This is a genomic window from Fulvivirga aurantia, assembly GCF_009711475.1.
In the GTDB taxonomy this organism is placed as follows: domain Bacteria; phylum Bacteroidota; class Bacteroidia; order Cytophagales; family Cyclobacteriaceae; genus Fulvivirga; species Fulvivirga aurantia.
In genome coordinates, this window is the sequence record NZ_SMMD01000289.1 from 1 (window position 1) to 1,561 (window position 1,561).

General features: G+C 41.2%; 1 protein-coding gene. It reads left to right on the plus strand.

Translation table 11 applies throughout. From position 1 onward, the window contains the following. Nucleotides 1-23: 23 nt before the first annotated feature. A partial coding sequence (locus tag E1176_RS01210; protein ID WP_155208761.1) for a SulP family inorganic anion transporter occupies nucleotides 24-1,561 on the plus strand: 1,538 nt, incomplete at its 3' end.

Genomic DNA, 1,561 nt, shown 5'->3' on the forward strand with positions numbered 1-1,561 from the left:
TTGCCAATAGTACCAATACGATAATGAGAGAATTTATTAGAAAAAGAACGGCTAATGCCAAAAATGATATTTTAAGTGGGCTTACAGTCGCTTTAGCCTTAGTTCCTGAGGCAGTTGCATTTGCCTTTGTAGCCGGAGTAGATCCCTTGGTTGGTCTTTATGCCGCCTTTATGATTGGTTTTATCACTTCAATTTTCGGTGGTAGACCGGGTATGATAAGTGGAGCCACAGGTGCACTGGCCGTAGTAATGGTGACACTTGTAGCTAAGGGAAATGATATGGGCACACCGGACGAAAATCTGGGGCTTTATTATCTGTTTGCTACCGTTATATTAATGGGTATCATACAAATGATAGTTGGCTTTCTGAAGCTTGGTAAATTTGTACGACTCATTCCACACCCGGTTATGATGGGTTTTGTAAACGGATTGGCCATCGTAATTTTTCTTTCTCAGCTTGGTATGTTTAAAGAGTCAATCGATGGCACTAAAGTCTGGATGCACGGTGCAGAATTATGGACTATGATAGGCCTTGTAGGCCTCACTATGGGTATCATGTATTTCTTGCCTAAACTCAATAAAAAGCTACCAGAAGCTTTAATAGGTATACTTGTGGTATCGGGTATCGCAATTTTTACTGGTTTAGATGTTGCCACAGTCGGTAGTTTTATTAAAGATGGTGGTGGTTCAGGTCTTCAGGGCGGACTTCCTGAGTTTCAATTAGATATTTTTGAGAAAGTACCATTAACATGGGAAACACTTAAGTTCATAGGTCCATATGCTATTATTTTAGCTGCTATAGGATTAATTGAATCTCTTATGACCCTCAATCTGGTAGACGAACTTACAGAAACACGAGGTAACTCAAACCGAGAATGCCTTGCTCAGGGTGGTGCCAACATAGTAACGGGATTTTTTGGTGGAATGGGAGGCTGTGCCATGATTGGTCAGTCTATCATTAATATAAAAGGTGGTGGTAGAACGCGTCTTTCAGGTATTGTTGCCTCTGTTACTTTATTAGCTTTTATTCTTTTCGCTTCAGGGCTTATTGAGCAAGTGCCTATTGCTGCCCTGGTTGGCGTAATGTTTATGGTTGTAATCGGCACATTTGCCTGGAGTAGTTTTAGAATTCTCAATAAAATACCTGTGAGTGATGCCATCGTTTTAGTGGCTGTATCTTCACTAACCGTAATTTTTGACCTTGCGATTGCTGTAATTGCAGGTATCATCATGAGTGCGCTTGTATTTGCCTGGGAAAACGCCAAAAAGATCAGAGCGCGAAAGAAAATGCTCGATGACGGTACTAAAGTATATGAAATCTGGGGGCCTTTATTCTTTGGAAGCATTCAGGCTTTTAATAACAAGTTTGACGTACACAATGACCCTGACAAAGTGATTTTGGACTTTATGGAATCTCGAGTTTCAGACCACTCGGCACTGGAGGCCTTGTTTAACTTGGTTGAGAAATATGAGGCAGCAGGAAAAGAGATTAAAATACAGCACCTGAGTGAAGAATGTCAGAGGTTGATGGTGAAAGCCTCTCCTAAGCTGGAGCGCGTTAT